Annotated in this window: 3 protein-coding genes and 1 pseudogene; 2 read left to right on the top strand and 2 right to left on the bottom strand. The window is 71.1% G+C overall.

Features of this window, described 5'->3' with window-relative positions:
* A pseudogene (locus DPV74_RS40650) lies at positions 1 to 182 on the top strand (MFS transporter); the annotation flags it as partial.
* 76 nt (positions 183 to 258) lie between these two features.
* On the opposite strand, the gene DPV74_RS40655 reads toward DPV74_RS40650, so the two are convergent.
* Both DPV74_RS40655 and DPV74_RS40660 read right to left on the bottom strand, forming a co-directional pair.
* Positions 259 to 900, bottom strand: coding sequence for a LysE family translocator (locus tag DPV74_RS40655; RefSeq protein WP_059694362.1), 642 nt, complete (start codon positions 898 to 900; stop codon positions 259 to 261).
* Positions 901 to 975: 75 nt separating this feature from the next.
* Positions 976 to 1,932 carry an NAD(P)-dependent oxidoreductase gene (locus DPV74_RS40660; RefSeq protein WP_306304901.1) on the bottom strand — a complete coding sequence of 319 codons (957 nt, stop codon included), beginning with the start codon at positions 1,930 to 1,932 and terminating at the stop codon, positions 976 to 978.
* A 9-nt stretch (positions 1,933 to 1,941) separates the two neighbouring features.
* Between DPV74_RS40660 and DPV74_RS40665 the strand changes: the two genes are divergently transcribed.
* The coding region (locus tag DPV74_RS40665; protein ID WP_119339232.1) for a Mut7-C RNAse domain-containing protein at positions 1,942 to 2,536 on the top strand (595 nt) is incomplete at its 3' end.

The raw sequence follows: 2,536 nt of genomic DNA on the forward strand, positions 1-2,536 counted from the left end.
TCGTCGGGCTGTTCTTCATCGGCGGCGCGCTCGGCGCGGCGCTCGCAGGCAGTGCGTGGGCGTGGGGCGGGTGGAGCGCGGTGTGCGGCGTCGGGTTCGCGTTCGCCGGCGCGGCCGCCGTCTTCGGGCGCTCGGCCGGACGCGAAGCCGGCGCAGCGGCATTGACTCGCCCGCGCGCGTAAAGCGAGCCCCAAAAAGCGGAACGCCCCGCCCTCTCGCGAGGGACGGGGCGTTCGGCGCACCGGCGTCGGATCGAAATCAGTGACGGACCAGCGCCATCATCGCACCGAAGCCGACGAACAGCCCGCCCGTCAGCCGGTTGAAGATCTTCGCAACGCTCTGGCTCTTCAGCGTCGCGCCGATGCGCGTGCCGAACGACGCGTAGACGAGATACCAGCTCACCTCGATCACCGCGAACGTGACGACGAGAATACCGAATTGCGGCAGCGTCGGCTCGGCCGCGTTGATGAACTGCGGCAGCAGCGCGGCCGCGAACAGGATCGCCTTCGGGTTGCTGCCCGCGACCAGGAAACCGTTGCGGAACAGCACCCCGCGCGATGCCGGCGTGGCCTGGCGCGGCACGGTTTCGACGTCGGCGGCAGGCTGCTCGTCGTCCACGCGTGCGCGCCACGCCTTCACGCCGAGGTAGATCAGGTAGGCCGCGCCCGCGAAGCGCAACGTGTTGAACATCGCCGGCCAAGCCTCGAGCACGGCCCCGAGGCCCGCCGCCGACACCGACAGCATCAGTACCAGCGCGGAGAGGCAGCCTGCCATCGTCCATGCCGAACGCCGCAGCCCGTGGCGCGCGCCGTGCGTCATCACCAGCAGCATGTTCGGGCCCGGAATCGCCGACACGACGAACACCGTCGCCACGAAAAGCCACCACGTATGCAAGTTCATGACTGCCTCTGCCTCGATGCAAGGAAAACGAAACGTCGATTATGCCGGTGCGCCCGACTTCTGTCGCGGGGCGGATCAGCGGCCCGCGCGGCGCAGCGCGACTTCGCCGAGCACCGCGAAATCCTGTTCGCCGCCGCCGTGCGCAAGCGCGTCGAGCAGGTTGTCGCGCACGACGCTCGCCACCGGCAGCGGCACCGACACGGCGTCGCCGGCTTCCAGCGCCAGGCGAACGTCCTTCAGCCCGAGGCGCGCCTTGAAGCGCGCAGGCTCGTAGCGCCGCTCGGCGATCATCGAGCCGTAACCCTCGTAGACGGGCCCCGGAAACACGCTGCCGGTGATCACGTCGAGGAAGTCGCGCATCGCGACGCCGTGCGCGCCCAGCAGCGCGGACGCCTCGCCGAGCGTCTCGATCGCCGACGCGAGCGTGAAGTTCGCGGCGATCTTCGCGACGTTCGCGTGCTGCGGCAGCGAACCGAACCGCCAGGTCTTCTGGCCGATCGCGTCGAACAGCGGCTGCACGCGGTCGATCGCCTCGGCCGGGCCGCCCGCCATGATCGTCAGGCGCGCGGCGGCCGCGACATCGGGGCGCCCCATCACCGGCGCGGCGACGTAATGGATGCCGCGCGACGCATGCGCGTGCGCGAGCGATTCGGCCAGCGCGACCGACACCGTCGCCATGTTGACGTGGATCAGGCCGCGCGGCGCCTGCGCGAGCAACGCATCGTCGAAGATCTCGCGCGCGGCGGCATCGTCGGCCAGCATCGAGAACACCGCGTCGCCGCGAAACGCGTCGGCCGGCGTGTCGACGATCTGCGCGCCGACCGCGGCCAGCGGCTCGGCGCGCTCGCGCGACCGGTTCCAGACCCGCACCGTGTGTCCGGCCTTCAGCAGGTTCGTCGCGATTGCCTGCCCCATTTCGCCCAGCCCGATAAATCCGAGATCCATTTCCCGCTCCTTCGCTCCGTGAAGCGGGGAGTTAAACACAGATGCGGGGTGCCTGCAGGGCACGCGGCCGGCCATGCGCGGTGCCATACTGCGCGCATGGCGACCGCGACCTTCCGCTTCCACGACGAACTGAACGCGTTTCTCCCGCGCGCGCAGCGCGACCGCGCGTTCGGGCACGCCTGCGCGCGCGATGCGACGGTGAAGCACGCGATCGAGGCGCTCGGCGTCCCGCATACCGAAATCGGTCGGCTGTGCATCAACGACGTGCCGGCCGCGCTCGACCGGCCGCTCGACGACGGCGACCGGGTCGAAGCCTTTCCGGAGCGCGCGCAACCGGCAGCCCGCGGAGTCGCCGCGCCGCCACCGGGGCCATGGCGCTTCGTCGCCGACGCGCATCTCGGCGGCCTCGCGCAACTGCTGCGCCTCGCGGGCTTCGACACCTGCTACGACAACCACTACCGCGACGACGAACTGGCGGCGCTCGCCGCGCGCGAGGGCCGGATCGTGCTGACCCGCGACCGCGAGCTGCTCAAGCGGCGTGCGGTCGAGCGCGGCTGCTACCTGCACGCGCTGCAGCCGGCCGACCAGCTGCGCGAACTGTTCGAGCGGCTCGATCTCGCGCCGCACATGCGCCCGTTCCGGCTATGCCTGCGCTGCAACGCCCCGCTGCATCCGCTCGACGCGGCCGCCG

It is taken from the genome of Burkholderia sp. HAN2018 (genome assembly GCF_024704855.1).
GTDB classification, from domain to species: Bacteria; Pseudomonadota; Gammaproteobacteria; order Burkholderiales; family Burkholderiaceae; genus Burkholderia; species Burkholderia cepacia.

Bases quoted from the DNA above. Each gene is read 5' to 3' on its own strand.
- DPV74_RS40655 (WP_059694362.1), bottom strand. From the start codon at position 900: ATGAACTTGCATACGTGGTGGCTTTTCGTGGCGACGGTGTTCGTCGTG.
- DPV74_RS40660 (WP_306304901.1), bottom strand. From the start codon at position 1,932: ATGGCACCGCGCATGGCCGGCCGCGTGCCCTGCAGGCACCCCGCATCT.